Source organism: Subtercola boreus (genome assembly GCF_003399635.1).
GTDB classification, from domain to species: domain Bacteria; phylum Actinomycetota; class Actinomycetes; order Actinomycetales; family Microbacteriaceae; genus Subtercola; species Subtercola boreus_B.
Window position 1 is genome coordinate 1 of the sequence record NZ_NBXB01000035.1, and the last position, 21,464, is coordinate 21,464.

The following is a 21,464-nucleotide window of genomic DNA, read 5'->3' on the forward strand; positions in this document are numbered from 1 at the left end:
CTTCAACACCTTCAAACAATGGCGTGGCCTCGCCACCCGCTACGACAAACTCGCCCTCACCTACCGCGGAGGCGCCGTGCTCAGAGCAATCACGATCTGGGTCAAGGAATTAGGAGACACGCCCTAGGCGTCAGCGTTGACGGGTTGATACCACGGCAGATCGGGCTGGTTGCCGTACCGTCGCACGCGGATGTTCGCCTGCTCACCGTGGCCCACGAAATGTTCGAGATGGGCGAGCCGCGAGCCGTAGGCCCCGATTTCCGCACTGGCCGCGTCGGTGGTGACGCGCTGGTAGGTACAGGTCTTGAGGAACTTGCCCACCCAGAGACCACCGGTGTAGCGTGCTGCGCGCTTCGTGGGCAGTGTGTGGTTCGTGCCGATGACCTTGTCGCCAAACGCGACGTTCGTTCGCGGACCGAGGAACATTGCTCCGAAATTGCGGAGCCCGGCGAGGAAGAAGTCGGGATCATCGGTCATCACCTGCACGTGCTCGAACGCGAGGTCATTCGCGACGCTCAGCATCTCGTCATCGGTATCGCACACGATGACCTGGCCATAATCGGCCCAGCTCACCGATGCGATGGCGGCTGTCGGCAGTATCGTCAGCTGTCGCTCCACCTCGATGATGGTGGCTTCAGCGAGCGTTCTGCTCGTGGTCAGCAGAATCGATGGACTGGTGGGGCCGTGTTCGGCTTGCCCCAGCAGGTCGACGGCGCAGAGTTCTGCGTCGACGGTGTCGTCTGCGATGATGAGCGTCTCGGTGGGGCCGGCGAAGAGGTCAATACCGACGCGGCCGAAGAGCTGGCGCTTGGCCTCTGCGACGTAGGCGTTACCCGGCCCGACCAGCATGTCGACAGCCGGGATGCTCTCGGTGCCGATCGCCATCGCCGCGACAGCCTGTGTTCCGCCGAGCGCCAGGATCTCGTCGGCCCCGGCGAGGTGCATCGCGGCAACGATGGCGGGGTGCGGGGAACCCTCGAATGGCGGCGCAGAGGCGACGACGCGCTGCACCCCGGCGACTTTGGCTGTGATCACGCTCATGTGCGCAGAAGCAAGGAGCGGGTATTTTCCGCCCGGAACGTAACAACCGACAGCGTCGACAGGAATGTGTCGGTGGCCGAGGATCACTCCGGGATAGGTCTCCACCTCGACATCCAGCATGCTCTCCCGCTGGATCTGGGCGAAGTTGCGGATCTGGCCCTGCGCGAAGAGGATGTCGTCGATCTGGCCCGACGAGAGGTGTTTCAGAGCACCAGCAATCTCGTCATCGGTGAGTCTGAAACGCTCGGGTGACCAGTGATCGAAGCGGGAGCTGTATTCTCGTACGGCTTCATCTCCCCGCGTTTCGACAGCAGCGATGATTTCTTCGACTGTCGCGCGAATTGCTCGGTCTTCGTCACCATTTGAGCGCGTGGCCGACTTCAGATGGGCGATCATCAGGCGCTGCCGATCCCCGACGCGGCTGCCTCGGTGGTCACCGGCGTGGATGTGGCGCGTCTGTTCAGAGCGGCGGCCCCGCCGGACTGGCGAAGTGCGATGACGGCGAGCCCGCCGAGTACCAGCGGCACGGCGAAGAGCAGGTATAGCGACGGAGCACTCCAGCCACCGTCGATCAGCACTCCGGCGAGAATCGGGGAGATGATGGCGCCGATCCGTCCCAGCATCACCGCGAAACCGACGCCGGTGGTGCGCACCGAGGTCGGGAACAGCTCGGGCGAAATGGTGAACAGCCCCGTGGCACAGGCCTGGATGAGCCCGCCGACCGCGAGGGCGAGGAACAGCGTCCAGCCGAGACTGCCGAAGGAGAGGCCCATGGTCAGGAACGCAATCGCGGCACCGGCGAACGAGATGATTGTGAGGGTTCGGTTCCTGAAGATGATGGCCAGTGCGGCGAAGATGATCGCGGCCAGTGCGCCGCCGACATTCAGCAGTACTCCTGCCCCGATGCTCTGCTGGGGCGTCAAGCCGGCCTGCAGTAGCAGCCGGGGGGTCCAGCCGTTGGCGAAGTAGAACGCACCCATCATCACGAAGAACGCGAACCCGATCAGGGCCGTCTTCCGGCCGTTCCTGCCCTTGAAGAGTTCGCTGACGACCACGTTCTTCGGCCGGGGCTCGGGTGCGGGCAACGCGCTGATGGCGGCTACCTTCATCTTGCTGAGCGTGCGGTTGATCGCCTCGAGCGCATTCTTGGGTTGCTTGACCAGGAGAAAGTCGATCGACTCCGGCAGCACGAGCAGAACGACGAAGAAGACGATGACGGTGAACACGGCTCCCACGACGAAGCTGGCCCGCCAGCCGAACGTGCCCAGCACGATGGAGGCGACGAATCCGCCGACGACGCCGCCGATCGGCAGGCCCGCGGTGCCGAGGGCGATAAGGGTTGCCCTGCGGCGTTGCGGGGCGAATTCTGCGATCACGACCGGAAGCCCGGCAACGAGTCCTCCGACGCCCACCCCCGTGATGACCCTGGTGACTGCCAGCCCGAACATGTCGGTCGTCAGCGCAGAGGCTGCCATCGACACACTGACGATCGCGAGGCTGAGGAGTGTCATTCGGCGCCGGCCGATCCGGTCGGCGAGAGGCGAGATGAAGGCCGAACCAAACACCAGGCCGATGCCCACGGCGCTGAGCAGCACTCCGATCTGGGTGGCGTTGAGCTTCCAGTCGGCGGCGACGGCCGAGGCTGAAAACGCCATCAGCAGGAGGTCGTAGCCCTCGATCAGAACGATCAGGAGGCAGAGGGAGATCACCAGGATCTGGTACCGGCTGAGTGGAGCCCGGTCGATGGATTCGCGGATTGACATGATTAGACCCTTTCTGTGCGCGACGGAATGGCGGCTCCAGTGCCGCCTCGCGCGATCTGTGTTGCTGTGGCCGATCGTCGTCATCGACGTCGGCGAATACCCCCGTGGAGTTGCTTAGAAGGGGTACCTCCCGGGTTCGCTGCTCATCGTCGTGAGTCGAAGCTCGGTGAAGTCTTCGATGGCGTAGTAGCCGGATCGGCCCCAGCCACTGTCTTTGACGCCGCCCACCGGCAGCGCTGCCTCGCTGGCCATGGTGGGTGCGTTGATGTGGATGATGCCGGTGTCGAAACGGGCAGCCAAGTCGAGGCCACGAGCGCGGTCCTGCGTCATGACGGAGGCGCTGAGCCCGAACGGCGTGTTCTGGGCTGCCCGGAACGCCTCCTCTGAGTCGTCGAACGCTTCGATGACGAGCAAGGGCCCGAACGTCTCGTCGGCACCGGTCGTGCACATCGCATCCGCGGGCACGTGGGTGAGGATCGTGGGCGGGTACAGCCGGCCGTCGGCCTTGCCTCCCGTGACCAGGGTCGCTCCGCGATCGAGGGCATCCTTCACCCGCGCCACGATCTGTTCGACGGCGCTGTCGTTGATGAGCGGCCCGATGATCACTTCCGGGTCCCTCGGGTCGCCGATCTTCAGTGCTTCGACCCGAGCAGTGAGACCCGACACGAACTCGTCGTGCAGCGACCGGTGAACGTAGACCTTCCGCGAATTCATGCAGACCTGGCCCTGGTGCAGGAACGCGCCGAAGGTCACTGCCCTGATGGATTCCTCGACATCGGCGTCCTCGAGCATGATGACCGGGTTGAACCCGCCGAGCTCGAGCACCATCCGCTTCAAAGCCCGGCCGGCCTGAGCTCCGAGAATGCGCGCGGTCTTGTCCGAGCCGGTGAAGTTGATACAGCGCACCGCGGGGCTTTCGAAGAACACATCGGCGATCGCTGCCGCAGCGCCTGGCGCATGGGTGACCACGTTGAAGGTTCCGGGTGGGAACCCGGCCTCTGCCAGGATCTCCGCGTGCACGAGCCCCGCCGAGCGAGGAGCCAGTTCCGACGGCTTGATGACGGTGGTGTTCCCGAATGCCATCGGCAGCAGGAAGGTTCGCCAGGCGAGGTAGAACGCGCCGTTCCAGGGGGTGAATCCCGCGACCACACCGAGGGGTTTGCGGGTCACGGTAGCGGTTCGGCCCGGCACGTCGCTGCGGAGCACGTCGCCGGCCGGAAGGTAGCCCCAGCCTGCGGCCTGACGGAGCATAGCGGCCGACAGTCGGATCTGGAACGTCGAAAATGCTCGGCTCGCTCCGCCCTCGACTGCCATCAGTTCCACGAGCTCCTCCGTGCGCCGCTCGACGATGTCGGCCGCCTTCAGAAAGAGCAGCTGGCGTGCGCCAGGGGCCAGATTTGCCCATTCCGGGAACGCCGCAGCAGCAGCGGCGACGGCCGCTCTCGCCTCCAGAGTGCCGCCCGCAGCCGACTCGGAGACGAGTTCGCCGTCGAGAGGGTTGTAGACGGGGAAGGTCGCACCTCCTGCATCCGTCCACTCGCCATTGATGAAGTGGGTGGTGATCGTCGAGCGTACCGAGTCAACGGAGAGAGTCATGATCGTCCTGTCATTCGGAGGAGGGTTTCTGCGTTGCCGTGCGCGATCTTTTCGCGGTCATCCGGCGTGACGTCTGCAACGGCGAGAAAGTCGGTCGCCTTCTTGCTGGGGGCGAACGGATGATCGACCGAGAAGATGATGCGATCGACACCGAACGCGGTGATAGCGCACTGCAACGGTGTCTCCGAGTTGTAGCCGGAGGTCGTGAGGTGGAGGTTTCGGCGGAGCGTCTCGGCGACACTCAGTGACTGGCCGGTGACGACGGGGTTCAGCATGTCCTCGATGCGGTCGATGTGGAAGGGCAGGCCTTCGCCCATGTGCCCGACGATGATCTTCAGCTCGGGCAGCTCTTCGAAGACACCTTGGGCGACCATCCGCAGCACGTGCATCGCCGTCTCGGAATGCCACCCCCAGCCAGATGTCGAGAGGCAGGCGGCGATCTCTGGTGGCAGCCCCGAGTAGTACGTGTCGACGATGGCCGCGGGCGGCGGCGCGGGGTGCAGGTAGAGGGGTACATCCAGCCGGGTTGCGGCCTCCAGCACGGGTCGCACCGCAAGGTCGTCAAGGAACATGCCGTTGGTCTGGCCATGGATCATTGCGCCGAGGAATCCCAGCTCCTCGACGCACCTCGTGAGTTCGTCCGCTGCGTTCGCAGGGTCGCTCATGGGCAGTGCAGCGAACGCCTGGAACCGGTCGGGCCTTTCGGCGACGATCTCAGCGAGCCGGTTGTTGATCTTGCGATTGACGTCAATGGCGAGCGAGGGTTCGAGTCCCTGCACGAAGTAGCTGAGGGCGGAGAGCACCTGCACGTCGATGCCTGCGTCGTCCATGACCCGGAGTCTCGCCTCGCCCACCTCGTCGAGTTCGGCGGCGCGTTTGCCCGCACGGAGTCCCAGGTCGACGCCCGCAGCTTCGATGATGTCCCGTGGCAGCATGTGCTCTTCGATGGCGATGATTCTCATACGAGTGCCCCTTCGGCTCTTTCAGAAGTGGCGGGAGTGTCGGTGACGGCAGGAAATCCGCTGATGGCACGCTTCAGCACATCGCCGCTGTCTGCAGGAGTGTCACCGACCCACGCGATGTGCTGGTCGGGTCTGACCAGTACCACACCCGGCTCCTCGGTCTCGAGATGTGCCAGCGGGATGCCGCACCGCTCGGCCTCGGTCAGCAGAGGTTCGACGGCGGTGCGCGTACCGATTGCGGTGAACCACTCCCCCAGCAGGTCGTAGATCGCCTGCCCGTTCACCACACGGTGCGGCAGCCTGTTTCCCGGCTCGATGCGGGGTTCATAGTCGGCCGGGGTGGCCGCCTGAAGCCGAGAGGTCGGCCCGTAGCCGTACCCCAGCACCAGCCCGGAGCTCAGGAACTCCGGAGATTTGATTCGGTGGATGATCGGCCCGAGTTCCTCTCGTGCGTCTTCGAACACTGCTCCCGACGCCATCAACAGCGGGTTGCTGAGGTCGATCGAGAGTGAGGCCATGTTCGACGCGGCCAGCTCGATCGTCTGGGTCTCGATGGGGCGCCGCTCGGCACCGTAGCTGTCGAGCAGTTCGTCGGGCGCCCAGCCCTCGAGTACGGCGGCGAGTTTCCAGCCGAGATTGACCGCGTCACCCACGCCGGTGTTGAATCCGTGGCCGCCCCACGGCGGGTTCTGATGCGCGGCGTCGCCGACGATGAAGAGCCGACCCGCGCGGTACCGGTCGGCGAGCAGCAGGCGTGCCTGCCATGGGTCGGTGGCGAGGATCTCGACGTCGACGTCTCCGCCGATGAGGGATCGCACGATGCGCGCGGCGTGAGCGTCGTCGTCGACGTGGGTGGCTCCTGTCGCGATCGCCCAGTACGTGCCCGCGTGATCCAGGGGCCCGACCACACCGGGGGCGTCTGGGTTCAGAACCCAGTAGTGGATCGACGGTGCGTGCGGGATGAGTGCGGCGAGTTCGGTCGACCGGAAGGTGATGTTGACGTTCTGCCGGCCTCCCCCCGACCCTTCGTAGCGGGCACCCATCGCCGTGCGAACGACGCTTCGAGGCCCATCCGCGCCGACGACGTAGAGTGCGGAGATCGTGCGCTTCTCGCCCGCACCGTTGGCGATGACGACCTGTGCGTGGTGAGGCCCGTCTTCGACCGATACCGCGTGCCAGCCGAACAGCAGTTCGGGTCCGTGCTTCTGTGCGAGGTCGGCGCGCATCACTTCTTCGACGAGCGGCTGCGTCACCTGCTGTGCGGGCTCGGGGGTGAGATCAGCACTAGCATCGAGGCCGAGGCACCCATCGACATGGGTGATCTCCCGTCCGAGAACATTCTGTACGAAAGTCACCCGCTGCGACCAGGTGCTGTTCAGGGGTGCCACCTCCCGCAGGCGGTCAGCGATTCCCCAGCGGCGAAAATGTTCCATCGTACGCACCGAGGTGGTCTTTGCTCGGGGCCGGGAGTGTTCGACGACCGCCCGCGGTTCGACAATGATGACCGGCACACGGTGCTGGCTCAGTTCTTCAGCCAGCGCCAGCCCCACTGGGCCACCACCGACGATCAGTACGGGCACGACTTCATCAGTCATTGAGGAACTCCTGGGCTGGGCACTGTCTTCTTCGACACGTCTGATCGTGCCCCATGACCCGTCGAACCATTGCCCAGACTTTCAATGGATGGCACTATCACGCTATGACCTCCACTCCGCGGCGCGGTGGGCGCCCCGTCTCAGGGGAGCCGCTGCTCGATCGAGCCTTTCGGCTCCTCGACGCCTTCACCGACGACGAGACCACCCTCACCCTGACGCGATTGAGCGAGCGAGCGAACATTCCGCTCAGCTCGACCCTGCGGCTCGCCCAGCACCTCGCGCGCCTCGGCGCCCTCGAGCGGCAGAGCGACGGTTCATTCACGATCGGTCTGCGAATGCTCGAATATGCTGCGCTCGCTCCGCGCGGTCATGGCCTGCGCGCCATCGCGCTGCCATATATGGAAGACCTGCATCGCGCGACCCGACAGCACGTGCAGCTCGCCGTCAGAGAGAACGATGAGGCTGTCATCGTCGAACGGCTCTCCGCCCCGGGGGCTGGCAGGGTGCTCTACCACGTCGGCGGGCGCGTCCCCCTGCACGGAACCGGCCTCGGCCAGATTCTGCTCGCCTACAGTCGGCCCGAGTTCCAGGAGGCGTATCTGAAACGCGAGCTCTTCCTCGAACCCGAACACATCCGAATGAGTGAGCTCACGCTACGTGCACATCTCGATGAAGCTCGAACGACCGGCGCTGCCCATATGGCCCGGCTGCTGCCCGAACCCGCAACATCCGTCGCAGCACCGATCCTCGATCGCGCAGGGCGCTGCGTGGCTGCGATCTCGGCGCTCGGCGCAGACGGCACCCTCGACCCTCAGGCGCTGGAGCCCGCTGTGGTGGCCATCGCGCGCGCCATTTCACGAGACCTCCAACGCAGCAGCCGGTAGCGGCCCGACTTCCATCCATTGGCAACCTGCTGTGAGTGTCGGTGGTTGTTCGGCTACACAAGACCTCAGCCGAACGCGCAATGGGCGTGCGGTACTCAAGGAGGAGAACCCCATGACCGCGAACCGCAATCGTCGCCGGCCGATCATCCGACCCGTGTTCCACCACACCACTTTTGCGACGTTGAAGCTCGATGAGATGGTCGAGTTCTACGAGGCCGTCGCCGGCCTCGAGCCGGTCTATCACGGCACCGAGGGCGCGTGGCTGACCAATGACGAGGCGAATCACCGAATCGCGCTGCTGGCACTGCCTGACCTGAAGCCATCCGTCGACAAAGGTCACACCGTAGGGTTGCATCACACCGCTTTCGAGTATGGGGACTTTCATGTCTGGCTCGACAACTATCAGCGACTCGCAGAACGCGGCATCCGCCCGTTCGTCTGCCTCGATCACGGTATGACGATGTCGATGTACTACCAGGACCCAGAAGGCAACGGAGTCGAGATCCAGTTCGACACCTTCGGGAGCTGGAACAAGTCGAAGGAGTGGATGTGGGAATCAGAAGAGTTCAGCCTGAACCCCGTCGGCACGTTCTTCGACCCCGACCAGATCGTCGCCGCTCGAAATGCCGGGCTGGGCGGCGAGGAGATCCATCGCCGGGCGCGCAACGAGGAGTACCTGCCGACGGTGATTCCCGACGTGCACCTTCCCGACCTGTGGTGAGGCTGTCCCTTTGGGTGACTTCTAGGAGACGCGCCGCCCTGCGAGCCAAACGCCCCTGATGTCGCCGACGGCCGTGATGTCCGTAGTGGGGGCGCCGTTCACGAGCAGGAGGTCGGCGACGCTGCCAAGGCGCACCACGCCCCTGTTCATGAACTCGAACAACCCCGCACTGGTCTCCGTCGCCGCCCGTAGGGCTTCGACCGGGCTGAGCCCAGCATTAACGAGCAGTCCCACCTCGTCACGCGCACCCGTGCCGTGGAAGACCGCAGCGGGAGCTCCGGGTGCGCTGTTGGCGTCGCTTCCCGCCACGATCACGACTCCCGCGTGGTGAATCGCCGCGACGAACGCAATGGCGTTGGCGTACGCCGGTGCTATATCGCGGGCCTCGGCGACGGTGCGCATCATGATGAGGGTGGGCACCACAACGATGCCCTGCTCCACGATCCGCTTGATCGTCCCTGCCGAGACCGCGCCGTCGAGCGGCGCGTGGGTCAGGATGTCGACGCCGATCGCCACGCCGAGCTCGATGGCACCCACCGAACTGGCGTGGGCAACGACCCGGAGTCCGGCAGCATGCGCCGCGTCGACTGCGGCGTGTGCGGCGTCGGATTCGGGGCCGCCTCGGCCTTTCGCCTCGAGGACGAGCTTGATGTAGTCGACGCCCTGCGCGGCGCGCGCAGCGACCTCGCGTCGCGCAGCTTCCGGCGAGTCGATCACCGAGTCGCTGAGGCCCGGCATGTGCGAATGCGGCCCGGCCGGCCCGATGAGGGGCGCCCCCGGAGTGGTGAAGACGATGCCGCCACTGTGCGACCGGAGTTCGGCCACGTGCTCCGGCGGCCAGCTCGCCATGTCGGCGGCGCTGGTCACTCCGCCGGCGAGCAGGGCTTCGAAGTCGACCGCCTGCCGGAAGTGCACGTGCCCGTCGATAAGACCGGGAAGCAGTGTCGCACCGGCACCGTCGACCACCTCACCGACAGGGTCGCCCGTGCCGGCCTGGACCAGAGCTGCGACCGTGTCACCGTCGACGCGAACGTCGTACCGGCCCGCGAGCAGTTCTCGCCCGTTAAAGACGGCGGTATCTGTGATGGTGAAAGTCATTGCGGTGTCCCTGCTGCCAGCGCCGTCAGGCGATGACGTCGAGTGTTGCACGGATGATGCTGTCGGCGTCGATGCCGTGGAACCTGTAGATGTCGGTCACGTCGCCGGCTTGCCCGAAACGGCTCACGCCGAGGTTTCGCATCGGCACCCGGTTGATGCCGCCGAGAAAGGCGAGGGTGTGCGGATGCCCGTCGAGCACTGTCACCATGGGCGCCGCCTTCTCGTGCGGGAACAGCTGGTCGAGTATCCACGTCGCGGCGCCAGCGTCCTGCCCGTTCCTGCCCTGCAACGCTTCGTACAGCAGCCCGGGACTCGTGACGCAGACGACTTCGGCTCGGGTGCCCTGCGCCTCGAGCCGGTCGGCGGCGGCCAGGGCATCCGGAACCATAGCGCCCATCGTGACGATCGTGGCATCCGGATGCTCGCGCGCCCGCAGCACGTAGCCGCCGGCGATCACCTGCTGGCGTCGTCGCTCGCGTGCCGCCGGATCGTCGGGGACCGCAGCGAGCTGCTGGTCGATTGGCTTTGTCGAGAGCCGGAGGTATGCCGAGGTGCCGTCGGGTCGGCCGAGCCGGCCGAGGCTTGCCAGGAGGGTCCATTCCGTGTCGATGGCGAATGCCGGCTCGTAGCTGATGCAGCCGGGCTGTTCGAGCCCGATGGAGGGCGTCTTGATGGACTGGTGAGCGCCGCCCTCGGGCGCGAGCGTCACACCCGACGGCGTGCCGACCAGGATAGACTGCCCGCCGGCGTAGATGCCATACGACCACGGCTCGAGGGCCCGTTCGACGAAAGGGTCGTAGAGCACCCCGATCGGGAAGAGCGGCTGGCTCCACCGGCTCCAGGTCGCACCCAGTTCGCCCAGCAGGCTCACCAGGTTGACCTCTGCGATGCCCAGTTCGATGTGCTGGCCGGTGGGCTTCTCGCGCCAGTGCATGATGGTCTCGGCGTCGTCGCTGAACCAGTCCTGTCGCTCGTTCACGCTCCAGACTCCCACCTTGTTCAGCCAGCCGGCGAGGTTGGTGCTCGACGAGACGTCAGGACTCACTGTCACGACGGCCGCCGCCGCTTCCGGGGCGGCACGCGTCAGGTCGAGCAGTGCCCGCCCGAGTGCGGCCTGGGTGGTGGCGGTGCCCGACGGCGTACGTCCGAAGTCCGTCGGAACGGCGGGGGGCGGGTTGATGGGCTGCGGTTCGCGCTCGAGCCGCCCAGCCGTCTCGGCGCACAAGCGGCCCGCTGCACTGTCGGGCGCGAACCGCGAGAACGGCGCATCCGGATTCTCTCCGAGCTGTGCACCGAGCGTCTGGAACTGCTCGAGGCTCAGCAGCGAGGAGTGGTTCTGCGGGTGACCCTCGGTCGGCAGCCGGTTGCCCTTGATCGTGTAAGCGATGATCACAGTCGGCCGCGTGTCGTCGATCTCGGCATACGCGTCGCGCAGTGACTCGAGATCGTGGCCACCGAGGTTCCGGATGGCCCGCAGCAGGGTGTCGTCGTCGATGCCGTCGATCAGCAGTGCGATCGTGGCCGCGTCCGTTCCCGCCCCCGGAAGCCTGTCGCGCACCTGCGTCGCAGCGCAGCGCAGCAGCCGTTGGTATTCCGGGTTCGACATGTCGACGAGGCGGCGGCGGAGCGCCTCTCCCCCGGGCTTGTTCAGAATGCTCTCCAGCAGGTGCCCGAACCGCACGGTGATGACCTGCCACCCTGCGGCGTCGAACATGCGCTCGATCTTGCCTGCCGCGATGTTCGGAACGACCCGGTCGAGCGACTGGCGGTTGAGGTCGACGATCCAGACGATCTCGCCGAGCTCGGGGGTGGCGGAGTCGAGCACTGCCTCCCACACTGCGCCTTCGTCGAGTTCGGCGTCGCCGACGAGCGAGTACTGGCGCCCCATGCTGGGCTTGCCGCTGACCTTGCCGGCGTACCGCCTGGACACCGCACCCCAGATCGGCGCGGTCGCCCCGATGCCGACAGACCCGGTGGAATAATCCACCGGGTCGGGGTCCTTCGCCCTGCTCGGGTAGCTCTGCAGGCCGCCAAATTCACGCAGGCGTGTCAGATAACTTTCATCGAGGCTGCCGAGCAGGTAATTGATGCCGTGCAGGATGGGTGAGGCGTGCGGTTTGACCGACACGCGGTCTTCGGGGCGTAGCTGGCCGAACCACAACGACGTCATGATGGTGGCGATCGATGCGCTCGACGCCTGGTGTCCACCCACCTTGATGCCGGAGGCATTCGCGCGCACTCGGTTGGCATGATGGATGACGGCGGTCGATAGCCAAAGCACCCGCTGCTCCACCTCGGCCAGCACCTGCAAGTGTGGAATGGAGTACTGCGGGGCGAACCGCGCCGACGGATCCTGCCCGAAGGCGCCGGTGTCGGTCGTCCCCGGCTGGTCGGCCGTGACGGGCTGGTCGGTGAGTGTGATCTGGTTCATGGGTTACATCCTTGTAGACCGGTTGGTGCGCAATGCGCCCCTTCAGTGCACCACCGGGGGGCTACCTGCGCAAGTGATCGGTGCTAAAATGATCAGAATGATCATCCGGAGAGCGACTGACGGGCAGGAGACGCGCAGTATGGGCACACCACACACGGCCGATTCTGTGGACGCCGCTCTGCTGCTGGCGCTGAACGCCGCTCCCGATGCCACCGCCGTCGCCCTCGCTGAGACGACCGGGCTGGCGAGGAACACCGTGAGGTCGCGGCAACTGCGCTACCAGCAGGAGCAGTCGCTGCGCTCGTTCGAGAGGCGTATCGACCCAGCGTTCCTCGGTTACCCACTGCGGGCCTTCGTGGTGACGACGGTCAAGCAGCGAAAACTGTCGGCCGTAGGCTGCGCTCTGGCGGAAATCCCCGAGGTGCTCGAAGTGCAGGGGCTGACGGGCGTCGCCGACCTGCTCATCCAGGTCGCGGCGCGGGACGCAGACGACCTGTATAGAATCGCCGGCGCCATCCTGAACATCGATGGCGTCAAACGCACGAACACTGGCTTGGTGATGCGCGATCTGGTGTCGTACCGCATCACGCCGCTCATCGAACGCTCCGCTTACCGACCCTCGAGCGCTCTGCGATAGGCGGAGCGCACCTGCGGCACCAGCTTCAACGCCTCGGCGCGATCAAGCCGCTCGCCGCGTAAGTTGACGATGTTGCCGCCACGACGGTCGGCCGGAACGTCAGCGCCTCGGGCGGCGACGAGCACATGGAAGTGTGCATACGACTCGCCGAAGTTCATGGAGTAGATCGCCAGTGCTCCCGTCGCCTCCGCGACGGCACCGGTGAGATCTTTCAGGTGCTGGCCGAGGGAGTCGAGTTCGCCCTGCGAGAGCTCCTGCCAACCGAGCGCATGGCGACGCGCCCTGAGGAAGAACCAGCCGGGTACCTCGTAGCCCGTCGGAAGTTCGCACGACCACAGGTCGTCACGAAAGACGGTCGCCTCGTCATCCACTTCTTCGAGCTGGCAGATCAGGCAGTCCGCCGAATCGGTGACCGTGTGCGCCGGGAAGCGGGTCGCCTTGGCTGTGTCGCTCATCGGGCGGTCACAACGGTGCGCAGTGTTCCCACGCCCTCAATCGTCGTTTCGAGCACATCGCCCGGGGCGAGCAGCTCTTTCGGCGTGCGCCCCCACCCGATGCCCGACGGCGTTCCGGTGAAGATGATGTCGCCAGCCTTCAACTCCACCCGTTTCGACAGATACGACACGAGCGTCGGCACGTCGAAGATGAGCTGCGACGTGTTCGAGGCCTGCTTCGTCACACCGTTCAGAGTGCACGCAATGTCGAGTTCGAGGCTCTCCAGGTCGAACTCGTCGACAGACACCAGCCAAGGGCCGATCGGTCCGAAACCGGGCGCCGACTTGCCGAGACCGAACTGCGGGTTCGCACCGCCTTCGAACTGCACGACCCTGTCACTGATGTCCTGCCCCACCGTCAACGCCGCTACGACAGACCAGGCGTCGTCGACCTCGACGTCGAAGCAGTCGACGCCGATGACGACCACCAGCTCAGCCTCCCAGTCGACCGTCTGCGAGGAGATGGCGAGAACCGCGTCAGGGCCGACGATCGAGCTTGAGAACTTCGGGAACACGAGAGGTGCGGCCGGCAGGTCGAGGCCCGACTCCTCAGCGTGGTCGGCGTAGTTCAGCCCGATGCCGAACGCCTGCACGGGCAGGGGTTGCGGCAACTGCAGTTCCGCTTCGTCGAGTTCCGGATGCTCGGCGACGGTGACACCGCTGGCGGCCAGGGCCGACAGGCCAGCCCACTGGTCGAAGATCCTGGCGGGGTCAGACGAGAGAGCACCCTCGCTGGCACGTTCGACATCCACGACGTGGTTGTCGACGATCAGACTGGTCCGGGAGTTGATGACAGCGATCTTCATTGATGGTCCTGCTTTCGCTATTCTCTATTCGCTACGCTATAGCGCCATGTTCGCACACCACGACGCCGCGAACAACCACGGAAGCCAGCAGGAGTCAGCTGACTGAGCGCTGTGCCTTCGCCCGCTCGAGATACGCGATGTGGTCCCGGATCTCGACTTCGTTCCGGGTGAGATGGGCGTGCAGTTCTTTCTTCAGACCCTCGGAATCACCATCGACGACACGCGAGAGCAGTCGGTCGTGCCGGTCGTATCGGATCAGCCGCTCCTCATCGGTGATGACGGTCGGGTCGAAGACGAGGTGCGAGTAGCGGTCGGCAGCCACCCACAGCGTGCCGAGAATCCTGAGGTCCCATTCCGACGCAGTAGGCTCGACGAGTGCAGCATGAAAGTCGTGATGGGCCTGCCATGCCGTTTCGGGATCTGCTGCCCGGCTGAGTTCGAGCAGTTCGCGCAGGCGAGCCACACGCGTTTCGCTCTGATGGGGCACCGATTCGCCTGCGATCTGAGGTTCGATCCGCAACCGCAGCGAATAGATCGACTCCATGTCTTTCGTCGACAGTGAGGCGACCGCGGCGCTCCTGGCCTGCTTCAGGACGACCAGGCCCTGCGTCTCGAGCCGCCGGAGCGCCTCTCTGATCGGGATGTGGCTCACCCCGAGCTGCCGGGCGAGATCCCTGATGGAGAACTGCTCGCCGGCCGGTAGTGCGCCGATGAGAATGGACCGTCGGATCTCGGCCGTGACAAGATCGACCGCGGAACTGTTCTGCTGGGCGATCGACCGGACAGCTGGTTCAAGGGTCATGGCAAACGCTCCCGTGCTAGTTCAGCAAATATAGCGTATAGCAGGGTTGCCCTCGTTGACACCGAGGATATAGCGTAGCGAGTAGCGCCACCGCCCGACCAAGGAGACAATAATGTCAGAGAACAAAGCTACCGGCCGGCCAATCAATCCGCCGAAACTTCACCACACAACCTTCACGACCATGCAGCTCGACACTATGGTGGCCTGGTACGAACTGGCGGTCGGACTGATCCCCGCTTTCCACAGCGACGAGGCCGCCTGGCTGACGAATGATGATGCGAACCACCGGATCGCGTTCCTCTCCCCTCCCGGGCTGAAGAAGCCCGCCGACAAGAGCCACGAGACCGGCGTGCACCACACCGCGTTCGAGTACGCCACCTTCGACGAATGGCTCGACAACTACATCCGCCTGCGCAACCACGGCATCTTGCCCTTCCTCACCCTCGATCACGGCATCACGATGTCGATCTACTACCAGGACCCTGACGGCAACGGCGTCGAGATCCAGGTCGACGCCTTCGGTGACTGGGCGCAGTCGAAGCAGTGGATCTCGTCGGCGCTGGAATTCGCATCCAACCCGATCGGCACCTACTTCGACCCCGAGAAGCTCGTCGCCGCCCGCGAAGCTGGACTCACCTTCGAGCAGATCCACGCGAACGCCCGAGCGGGCGAATACGTGCCCGACACCATCCCGGCGGACATCTTCCTGCCCGAACTGTACTGATCGTGCATCCGGCGAGTACGGCCCTGCGGATCGGTGCCCGGATACTGACCGGTTCGACGTACGCAATCCTCGGGGCCGATGCCTTCCGTCTACCCGGTGGCCGGGTCGGCCAGGCCAGCACGACGATCGCAGCGATGCGTCGGATTCTGCCGCTGCCAGCTGATGACGAGCAGGTCGTGAAGGCGAACGCAGCAGTTCAGGCCATTGCGGGCGCCGCCCTCGCCCTCGGGTGGTTTCCGCGAGTTTCCGCACTAGCGCTGGCCGCCTCGCTCGTTCCTACAACGATCGCCGGGCACGCCTTCTGGGCGATCGAGGATCCCTTGGCCCGCAAGCTGCAGCGTGTGCAGTTCCAGAAGAACCTCGCCATGATCGGCGGACTGTTGTTCGCTGTGCTCGACACCAAGCGCCCCCGCTGAAGCTGCCGAGACTCGAGACCGGCGGGGTCCGCAGAGGAGTGACCTGCGCCGACGCGTGTCCGCGCGGAGCCCCAAAAAGGCGACGCCGACGACGAGAACCGGCACCGACAACGCCGCGAACAGGGTGGGCAGCGTGAATCCCGCAGCAATCAGTAAGCCGCCGGAAAGCCCACTGACCACCGAGCCGATACGCCCCATGAAGCTCGATGCACCGACACCCGTGGCCCGCACCTCGTCGGGGTAGGCGATCGCACCGATCGCATTGGTGACTGTGGGCAGAGCCGCAGCGCCGATCGCGGCACCGAAGAGCACCAGCATGAGCCCGACAAAGCCGAGATTCGCCACGACCACCACCCAGAGCCCAACGATCGTCCAGACCGCAGCCACGGCGCCAGTGACGAACCGGTCGACCCGCTTCAGCACGAAGGACACCCCGATCTGCCCGACCAGACTCCCCCAGCCCCACATCGCCATGATGAAGGCGCTCTGCGCGGTGTCGAGACCCGGCCCGGGCGACGGCTGCTGCAACAGGATGGGCACATACTGCAGCACGAGCACGATGAGGCCCTGCGTGAGGAACGCCAACAACCAGATCAGCCCCGTCGAAACGGCAAGGGCGCGGGACAACACGACCGCGAAGGGCTTCATCCGGATGACACCGGCGGTGGTGAGGATGCTCGTGTCCACGCCTGCAGGATCGGCGGCGATCACCACCAGCGCCCGCTTCACCTCGGAGTCGGAGCGGCCCCGCTTGACCAGGGTCGCAGGCGGCTCGGGCACGAAGCGGAGGTAGAACGGCACGACGATCACGGGGAGGAGTCCGGCGATGAGCACCAGCGACTTCCAACCGAAAGCGGGGATGAGTACTGCCGCGAGGTAGGCGCCGACAATCGTGCCGAGCGCCACCCCTGAGAAACTCAGCGCAACCATTTGCGCGCGACGCGCCGCCGGTGCCCAGTCGGCTACGATCGTCATCGCCACCGGCGTCACCGCCCCGAGCCCTAGGCACGACAGGATGCGCACGAGGGTGAAGACCTCGATCGATCCACTCAGACCGAGCGCGGCCGTGCCGAGCGTGAAGATCAGGAATCCGATAGTGAGGACGGGCTTCCTGCCCCACCGGTCGGCAATCGGACCGGAGCTGATCGCCCCGATCGCCATCGCAAGCAGGGCTCCTGTCACGGCGATCGTGACCTGGCCGATCGTCGTGCCCCATTCCGCGATCAACCGTGGGAAGACGAGACCGGCGATGGCGACATCCATCCCGTCTGCGACGAGCACCAGGAAGGTGAGAAAGAAGATCAGCCGCTGCCGCGGGCTGATCGGCGTCTGGTCGATGAACTGCTGGAGGCTCACTCGGCCTCGGTTGTCTGTCTGCACGTGGTTCCCTCTCCATTGTGGGTTCGCGAGCGAGTCCGACCCGTTCGGGGTCGCGCTAACATGCTTAACGGTATATACCGTAAGTATGTTTTAAGCAACGAGCTAAAGTAGGGCTATGCCCGACGAAGTTCTTGCCGCCTCCGCGCCCGTGCGCCGCGGGCGCCGCCCGGGGCCGAACGACACACGGGTGGCCATTCTCGAAGCTGCGCGATCGCGATTCGCCGCCGACGGCTACTCGGCCGCGACCATCCGGCGCATCGCCCTCGACGCCGGCGTCGACGCCGCGCTCGTGATGCGCTTCTACCGGTCGAAAGACGACCTGTTCGCGGCGTCGATGTCTGTGCCGACGGATGCTCTACAGCGCCTCTCCGAAGCATTCGACGGCCCGACCGACCAGCTGGGCGAACGCGTGACGCGGGCCTATCTCACCCTCTGGGAACAGCGCCCGAGCGAGTACGAACCTCTACTGGCGATGTTCCGATCCGCGGTGAACCACGAGCAGGCGGCAAGCCAGCTGCGGGAATTCCTCCAGGCACGGTTCATTGAGGGCATTGTGCCGCGCCTCGAGAGCCGCCCCGATGCCGCGCTGCGGGTCAGTGCAGCATCCTCGATGCTTCTCGGGCTCGTCGTGGGGCGCCGGATCGTGCGCGTTCAGCCAGTGGTCGATGAGGACATCGAGACGCTCGTTCGCCTCATCGCCCCGGCCGTACAGCTCGTGCTGGCAGGGCCCGGGTTCGACTAGCGCACAGCCGGGGTCCAGACGAAGCGAGGCTCCTGCCGGTTCAGGAAGGCATCCACGCCGATGGCCATGTCGGGACCTCCCGCCATCGCCGACCAGGCCTCCGCCCAGTGGTCGTCGAGTTCAGCGTCTTCGCTCGCGGCCCCGTCGACCAGGCGTTTCAGCGTGTGCGTCGAGAACTGCGACCTGCTTTGGATGGTGCGCACGAGCGATCGAGCGCGCTCGTCGAAGCTCTCGTCCGGTACCACCTCGGCGACCAAACCGAGCTCTGCCGCCCTGGCGGCCCCGAATGGCTCCGCCGCGAACAGGATGAGCTTTGCGGCGGCCGGCCCCACGAGCCGCACCAATCGTTCGATGCCGGGTCGAGGGTAGATGATGCCGAGCTTCGCGGGCGTGATGGCGAAAGTGGACCGCTCGCTCGCGACGATGAAGTCGCACGATGACGCGAGTTGCCACCCGCCGCCCATGCAGGCACCGTCGACCAGGGCGAGGGTGGGTTTCGACATCGATGCAATGGCCGCGTCCGCCAGGCTCAGCTGGTCGACCCGTCGGCCGTCGGCCTGCTCATCCAGAAGCACACCCTGAAGGTCGCCGATGCTGGCGCCGGCGCAGAACGTCGAACCGGCGCCGCGCAGGGCGATGATTGTGATCGCCGGGTCCGCGTCGAGATGCGGCATGAGTTCCTGGAGTTCGAGGCACATCGCCCGGGTGAGCGCGTTCCTCTGCGTCTGATTGTCGATTTCCACGGTCGCCAGCCCATCGGTGACGACGGCGTGGATTCGCCCGGTGACGGTCGGCGCGCTCACCGAAGCCCGACTGCTACATGCGGATTGGTCGCGAGGCGTCCGTCGTGTTCGAGCCTGGCGATCTGCTCTTCGGAATAGCCGAGTTCGCCGAGCACTTCGGCGGTGTGCTCGCCCAGGAGGGGCGGCACCGAGTCGATTCCGGCGGCCTCACCGTCGAAGCTCAGCGGGCCTCGCACAAGCGGCAGCGGCGATCCGTCTCGCCTGGTGCTCTCGACCACCAGGCCGAGCGCCTGCACCTGCTCCGACCCGAATGCCTGAGTGTAGTCATAGATCGGGCCACACGGGATGCTCGCCTCGGAGAGAAGAGGTAACCAATGATCTGCCGGGCGTTCCGTGAGAGCCGCTTCCACAAGAGCCGTCAGTTCGTCCCGGTGCAGGGAACGATCCGCTCCCGAAACGAATCGGAGGTCATCCACCGCCGCGTCGATGCCGAGAATGCTGCAGAACGACTTCCATTGCTTCTGATTTCCCACGGCGATGTTCAGCGATTCCGTCGCCGTGCGGAACGTTCCATAGGGCGCTATGGTCGGGTGGTTGTTGCCTTGGGTGACCGGAGCCACGCCGAGGCTGAGCGCGCGCTGGCCCTGGAATACGGAGAGATTGAGCGCCGTTTCGAGAAGTGACGTCGTCACGTGATGAACGGCGTTCTCTCCGCCACGTGCCAGAAGCGCAGCAACGATTCCGAGAGCACAGACCATACCCGAGGTGATGTCGATGATGGGCACTCCCACCCGGTTCGTGTGCCCGGGTTCACCCGTGACCGACATGAGCCCCGACATCCCCTGGATCACCTGATCAAGGCCAGCGTCGTCTTTGAGTGGGCCGGTCGTTCCGAACCCACTGACCGAGCCGACGACGAGACGGGGGTTGAGTTCCTGGAGGTTCGCAGGTGTCAGGCCGAGCTTGTCGAGAGTGCCGAGCTTGAAATTCTCGACGAGCACATCCGCACCCGTGATCAGGCGAGCCAGGATGTCGCGGCCCTCGCTCGAGTAGAAGTCCACGCACACAGACCGCTTATTGCGGTTGAGGGATTCGAAGTAGAGGCTGTGGTCATTCTCGAACGGCGGCCACTGGCGTGAACTGTCACCGCCATTCATGCTCTCGACCTTGATGATCGTCGCGCCCAGGTCGGCCAGCAGTGCCGTGCAGTACGGCCCGGCTAGTGCTCTGCTGAGATCAATGATACGAATGCCCGCGAGCGGCTTCTTCGAATCGGTCATGGGCGGGCTCCCGTCATCGAGGCTGCGGCGAGGGCGACGTTTTTCATCCCTGCGATCAGCGCCTGCACCCGTTCCGCCGGCATCGACTCGGGCAATCCCGTCATCCGGAGGGCCATCGGCGGCTGCGTACTCCTGGTGGGGATAAGGACAACGATCGATGCGAGGTCGTAGTTGTCCCCCGGCACGATGTCGGGCGTGAAGAGTTCCGCGAGGTCGGATGTCGCCTGGCGCACAAGACGATCCTGGCGGGGAAGACCTCCGGACAATTCGAACTCGTGCAGTACCGCTTCGTGGCGCGACAGCGCTTCGGGTTCGGCAGCAAGAAGCGAGTAGCCGAGCTCGCGCACCCGGCCCAACAGAGTCACGTTGAGCTCCCGGCGCTCGGGACTGCGGTCGGGCGCGCGGCCGAGCCATTCGTCGATCTCCTGCTGGGGCGCGCCGGCCATGAAGATCGCGCCGAAGGGAGGGATGAGCGGCTGGCGATGACCGAGCGGTGCCGGCTCGGCGAGGTCGCCGTCATTGGCAGCTAGCACCTGAACTGAATCGCAGCCGATACGCGCGACCACGCTGCAGTTGACCTCGAACTCCGCGCTGAGCTGTTCGACCTCTGAGCGAATCACCTCGGCTAGTTGCGCGGCCTGAATGAGGTCGGGGCTCGGCGCCGCCACGAACGAGCCGAGGGAGAAGCGGCCATAGCCGCCCTGGAAGAAGAGCAGCGGCAGCGTGGCGCGTTGCACGGAGAATTCCTGCACACGGCCGAGAACGATGAAGTGGTCCCCCGCCTCACGGATGTCGTCGAAGGTGCACTCGATCCAGGAGACGGCGTCGGCGAGCACTGGCGAACCCCATGGCCCAGGGTGCCAGTCGACATCGTCGAACTTGTCCTCGCCGCCGGTCGCGAGCGTGCGGCAGAGCGGCTCCTGATCGGAAGCCAACACGTTCACGCAGAACGCGCCAGCGGTGCGGAGCCGCGCGAAGCTCTTCGACGACCTCATCGGAAAGAAGGCAATGAGGGGCGGATCGAGGGAGACCGACGAGAAGGTACCGACGACCATTCCTGCCGGCCTTCCGTCTTCGAGGGTCGCCGTCACGACGGCTACGCCGGTGGGATAGTTTCCCAACGTCTCTCGGAACAGGACTGGGTCAATGTCGGCAGACATGCAACCTCTCTTCACTCAGGCGTGAGCGACGGTCGCGCTGACCGACCCGTGAATACAATCAGCCATCGCTAAAGATGTCAACGGTTGTGATGGAATTCGAGCGGCGACCGCCGCTTGACACCTGCGATATGGCAGAGCACAATCAAACCCTACGAACGGTTTGTGCCTTTTGCGTCGCCGACGCACCAG

The 21,464-nt window shown here is 65.3% G+C and carries 19 protein-coding genes and 2 pseudogenes; 7 read left to right on the forward strand and 14 right to left on the reverse strand.

All coding sequences use genetic code 11. The annotated features are described in order from the left end of the window. A pseudogene (locus B7R22_RS13665) lies at positions 1 to 127 on the forward strand (IS5/IS1182 family transposase); the annotation flags it as partial. Here B7R22_RS13665 and hisD read toward each other — a convergent pair. The 5 genes from hisD to B7R22_RS13690 form a co-directional block, all read right to left on the reverse strand. Beyond that, positions 124 to 1,437, reverse strand: coding sequence for a histidinol dehydrogenase (gene hisD / locus B7R22_RS13670; protein WP_116412264.1), 1,314 nt, complete (start codon positions 1,435 to 1,437; stop codon positions 124 to 126). The pseudogene B7R22_RS13665 and the gene hisD overlap by 4 nt on opposite strands. Beyond that, positions 1,437 to 2,804 carry an MFS transporter gene (locus B7R22_RS13675; protein ID WP_116412265.1) on the reverse strand — a complete coding sequence of 456 codons (1,368 nt, stop codon included), beginning with the start codon at positions 2,802 to 2,804 and terminating at the stop codon, positions 1,437 to 1,439. The genes hisD and B7R22_RS13675 overlap by 1 nt, the downstream gene beginning before the upstream one ends. A gap of 114 nt (positions 2,805 to 2,918) precedes the next feature. Next, positions 2,919 to 4,400, reverse strand: a complete 1,482-nt coding sequence (locus B7R22_RS13680) for an aldehyde dehydrogenase family protein (RefSeq protein ID WP_116412266.1) — start codon at positions 4,398 to 4,400, stop codon at positions 2,919 to 2,921. Then, positions 4,397 to 5,362, reverse strand: coding sequence for an amidohydrolase family protein (locus B7R22_RS13685; protein ID WP_116412267.1), 966 nt, complete (start codon positions 5,360 to 5,362; stop codon positions 4,397 to 4,399). The genes B7R22_RS13680 and B7R22_RS13685 overlap by 4 nt, the downstream gene beginning before the upstream one ends. Beyond that, positions 5,359 to 6,957 (reverse strand): FAD-dependent monooxygenase, encoded by a 1,599-nt coding sequence (locus B7R22_RS13690; RefSeq protein WP_116412268.1) that lies wholly within the window; start codon positions 6,955 to 6,957, stop codon positions 5,359 to 5,361. Before B7R22_RS13690 ends, B7R22_RS13685 begins: the two co-directional genes overlap by 4 nt. 104 nt (positions 6,958 to 7,061) lie before the next feature. On the opposite strand from B7R22_RS13690, the gene B7R22_RS13695 reads away from it, so the two are divergent. After that, a complete protein-coding gene (locus B7R22_RS13695) occupies positions 7,062 to 7,841 on the forward strand; it encodes an IclR family transcriptional regulator (protein WP_116412269.1) in 780 nt (259 codons plus the stop codon). A 112-nt stretch (positions 7,842 to 7,953) separates the two neighbouring features. Then, on the forward strand, positions 7,954 to 8,562 hold the full coding sequence (locus B7R22_RS13700) for a VOC family protein (protein ID WP_116412270.1): 609 nt from the start codon (positions 7,954 to 7,956) through the stop codon (positions 8,560 to 8,562). 21 nt (positions 8,563 to 8,583) lie between these two features. On the opposite strand, the gene B7R22_RS13705 is transcribed toward B7R22_RS13700, so the two are convergent. Together B7R22_RS13705 and B7R22_RS13710 are read right to left on the reverse strand one after the other, a co-directional pair. Continuing rightward, positions 8,584 to 9,660: an amidohydrolase family protein gene (locus tag B7R22_RS13705; protein ID WP_116412271.1), complete on the reverse strand. Its 1,077-nt coding sequence runs from the start codon at positions 9,658 to 9,660 to the stop codon at positions 8,584 to 8,586. Positions 9,661 to 9,685: 25 nt separating this feature from the next. Continuing rightward, the gene (locus B7R22_RS13710) at positions 9,686 to 12,091 is read right to left on the reverse strand and encodes a transketolase-like TK C-terminal-containing protein (protein ID WP_116412272.1); all 2,406 of its coding nucleotides are present in this window, start codon (positions 12,089 to 12,091) and stop codon (positions 9,686 to 9,688) included. Between the two features lie 139 nt (positions 12,092 to 12,230). Between B7R22_RS13710 and B7R22_RS13715 the strand changes: the two genes are divergently transcribed. Then, positions 12,231 to 12,728: an Lrp/AsnC family transcriptional regulator gene (locus B7R22_RS13715; protein ID WP_116412273.1), complete on the forward strand. Its 498-nt coding sequence runs from the start codon at positions 12,231 to 12,233 to the stop codon at positions 12,726 to 12,728. On the opposite strand, the gene B7R22_RS13720 is transcribed toward B7R22_RS13715, so the two are convergent. The 3 genes from B7R22_RS13720 to B7R22_RS13730 all read right to left on the reverse strand — a co-directional run bounded on the left by B7R22_RS13720 (position 12,701) and on the right by B7R22_RS13730 (position 14,830). Next, a complete protein-coding gene (locus B7R22_RS13720) occupies positions 12,701 to 13,183 on the reverse strand; it encodes a hypothetical protein (protein WP_216363460.1) in 483 nt (160 codons plus the stop codon). The two genes, B7R22_RS13715 and B7R22_RS13720, sit on opposite strands and share 28 nt — an antisense overlap. Next, a complete protein-coding gene (locus tag B7R22_RS13725; RefSeq protein ID WP_116412274.1) occupies positions 13,180 to 14,028 on the reverse strand; it encodes a fumarylacetoacetate hydrolase family protein in 849 nt (282 codons plus the stop codon). Before B7R22_RS13725 ends, B7R22_RS13720 begins: the two co-directional genes overlap by 4 nt. A 94-nt stretch (positions 14,029 to 14,122) precedes the next feature. Beyond that, positions 14,123 to 14,830, reverse strand: a complete 708-nt coding sequence (locus tag B7R22_RS13730) for a GntR family transcriptional regulator (protein ID WP_116412275.1) — start codon at positions 14,828 to 14,830, stop codon at positions 14,123 to 14,125. Between the two features lie 112 nt (positions 14,831 to 14,942). On the opposite strand from B7R22_RS13730, the gene B7R22_RS13735 reads away from it, so the two are divergent. Together B7R22_RS13735 and B7R22_RS20275 are read left to right on the forward strand one after the other, a co-directional pair. Next, positions 14,943 to 15,554, forward strand: a complete 612-nt coding sequence (locus B7R22_RS13735; RefSeq protein ID WP_116412276.1) for a VOC family protein — start codon at positions 14,943 to 14,945, stop codon at positions 15,552 to 15,554. A 2-nt stretch (positions 15,555 to 15,556) separates the two neighbouring features. Further along, positions 15,557 to 15,790, forward strand: a pseudogene (locus B7R22_RS20275) (hypothetical protein); the annotation flags it as partial. A 15-nt stretch (positions 15,791 to 15,805) separates the two neighbouring features. On the opposite strand, the gene B7R22_RS20280 reads toward B7R22_RS20275, so the two are convergent. Continuing rightward, positions 15,806 to 17,350 carry an MFS transporter gene (locus tag B7R22_RS20280; protein ID WP_147305392.1) on the reverse strand — a complete coding sequence of 515 codons (1,545 nt, stop codon included), beginning with the start codon at positions 17,348 to 17,350 and terminating at the stop codon, positions 15,806 to 15,808. A gap of 115 nt (positions 17,351 to 17,465) precedes the next feature. On the opposite strand from B7R22_RS20280, the gene B7R22_RS13750 reads away from it, so the two are divergent. Further along, positions 17,466 to 18,092, forward strand: coding sequence for a TetR family transcriptional regulator (locus B7R22_RS13750; RefSeq protein ID WP_116412278.1), 627 nt, complete (start codon positions 17,466 to 17,468; stop codon positions 18,090 to 18,092). On the opposite strand, the gene B7R22_RS13755 is transcribed toward B7R22_RS13750, so the two are convergent. The 3 genes from B7R22_RS13755 to B7R22_RS13765 are packed head-to-tail and all read right to left on the reverse strand — an operon-like array spanning position 18,089 to position 21,275. Beyond that, positions 18,089 to 18,895 carry an enoyl-CoA hydratase/isomerase family protein gene (locus tag B7R22_RS13755; protein WP_116412279.1) on the reverse strand — a complete coding sequence of 269 codons (807 nt, stop codon included), beginning with the start codon at positions 18,893 to 18,895 and terminating at the stop codon, positions 18,089 to 18,091. The two genes, B7R22_RS13750 and B7R22_RS13755, sit on opposite strands and share 4 nt — an antisense overlap. Next, positions 18,892 to 20,115 (reverse strand): CaiB/BaiF CoA transferase family protein, encoded by a 1,224-nt coding sequence (locus B7R22_RS13760; protein ID WP_116412280.1) that lies wholly within the window; start codon positions 20,113 to 20,115, stop codon positions 18,892 to 18,894. The genes B7R22_RS13755 and B7R22_RS13760 overlap by 4 nt, the downstream gene beginning before the upstream one ends. Beyond that, positions 20,112 to 21,275 carry a flavin reductase family protein gene (locus B7R22_RS13765; RefSeq protein ID WP_116412281.1) on the reverse strand — a complete coding sequence of 388 codons (1,164 nt, stop codon included), beginning with the start codon at positions 21,273 to 21,275 and terminating at the stop codon, positions 20,112 to 20,114. The genes B7R22_RS13760 and B7R22_RS13765 overlap by 4 nt, the downstream gene beginning before the upstream one ends. Positions 21,276 to 21,464: the final 189 nt, after the last annotated feature.

Coding starts and splice junctions, on each gene's coding strand:
- B7R22_RS13680 (WP_116412266.1), bottom strand. CDS start 4,400: ATGACTCTCTCCGTTGACTCGGTACGCTCGACGATCACCACCCACTTC.
- B7R22_RS13765 (WP_116412281.1), bottom strand. CDS start 21,275: ATGTCTGCCGACATTGACCCAGTCCTGTTCCGAGAGACGTTGGGAAAC.
- B7R22_RS13730 (WP_116412275.1), bottom strand. CDS start 14,830: ATGACCCTTGAACCAGCTGTCCGGTCGATCGCCCAGCAGAACAGTTCC.
- B7R22_RS13695 (WP_116412269.1), top strand. CDS start 7,062: ATGACCTCCACTCCGCGGCGCGGTGGGCGCCCCGTCTCAGGGGAGCCG.
- B7R22_RS13675 (WP_116412265.1), bottom strand. CDS start 2,804: ATGTCAATCCGCGAATCCATCGACCGGGCTCCACTCAGCCGGTACCAG.
- B7R22_RS13720 (WP_216363460.1), bottom strand. CDS start 13,183: ATGAGCGACACAGCCAAGGCGACCCGCTTCCCGGCGCACACGGTCACC.
- B7R22_RS13700 (WP_116412270.1), top strand. CDS start 7,954: ATGACCGCGAACCGCAATCGTCGCCGGCCGATCATCCGACCCGTGTTC.
- B7R22_RS13710 (WP_116412272.1), bottom strand. CDS start 12,091: ATGAACCAGATCACACTCACCGACCAGCCCGTCACGGCCGACCAGCCG.
- B7R22_RS13715 (WP_116412273.1), top strand. CDS start 12,231: ATGGGCACACCACACACGGCCGATTCTGTGGACGCCGCTCTGCTGCTG.
- B7R22_RS13725 (WP_116412274.1), bottom strand. CDS start 14,028: ATGAAGATCGCTGTCATCAACTCCCGGACCAGTCTGATCGTCGACAAC.
- B7R22_RS13760 (WP_116412280.1), bottom strand. CDS start 20,115: ATGACCGATTCGAAGAAGCCGCTCGCGGGCATTCGTATCATTGATCTC.
- B7R22_RS13690 (WP_116412268.1), bottom strand. CDS start 6,957: ATGACTGATGAAGTCGTGCCCGTACTGATCGTCGGTGGTGGCCCAGTG.
- B7R22_RS13705 (WP_116412271.1), bottom strand. CDS start 9,660: ATGACTTTCACCATCACAGATACCGCCGTCTTTAACGGGCGAGAACTG.
- B7R22_RS13750 (WP_116412278.1), top strand. CDS start 17,466: ATGCCCGACGAAGTTCTTGCCGCCTCCGCGCCCGTGCGCCGCGGGCGC.
- B7R22_RS13685 (WP_116412267.1), bottom strand. CDS start 5,362: ATGAGAATCATCGCCATCGAAGAGCACATGCTGCCACGGGACATCATC.
- hisD (WP_116412264.1), bottom strand. CDS start 1,437: ATGATCGCCCATCTGAAGTCGGCCACGCGCTCAAATGGTGACGAAGAC.
- B7R22_RS13735 (WP_116412276.1), top strand. CDS start 14,943: ATGTCAGAGAACAAAGCTACCGGCCGGCCAATCAATCCGCCGAAACTT.